At 61.7% G+C, this 300-nt stretch carries 1 pseudogene; it reads right to left on the bottom strand.

Annotated elements, in window-relative coordinates:
- Window positions 1–300 (bottom strand): annotated as a pseudogene (locus HMPREF2617_RS12100) (HNH endonuclease); the annotation flags it as partial.

The raw sequence follows: 300 nt of genomic DNA, 5'->3' as shown, positions 1-300 counted from the left end.
GCGGTACAGATTCACCGCACCGGCCTGCGGATGAAACGCAGCTACTTCCAACGCATCACCGAACTGGGCGGAGAGAAACTCCGCACCGGTCATGGTGGTGCCATCGGTCATGGCCAACACCACATCATCCCCACTGCCATCCAAGATGCGCAGGTAATCCGGCAGCGGCACCAACACCGTCGGGCGCGGCGCTGCGGTTGCGACCTTGCCCTCGCCGAAGAAAATCCCAATGAGGTTTTCGGCAATCTGGGGTGCAGCCGGACGATCCTGATCAATCCCTAACCGCCCGGCGTGCTCCAT

The sequence above is a fragment of the Corynebacterium sp. HMSC070H05 genome, assembly GCF_001837615.1.
GTDB classification, from domain to species: Bacteria; Actinomycetota; Actinomycetes; order Mycobacteriales; family Mycobacteriaceae; genus Corynebacterium; species Corynebacterium coyleae.
The sequence above is the reverse complement of the archived record's forward strand: the minus strand, read 5'-3'. Positions and strand labels throughout refer to the sequence as shown.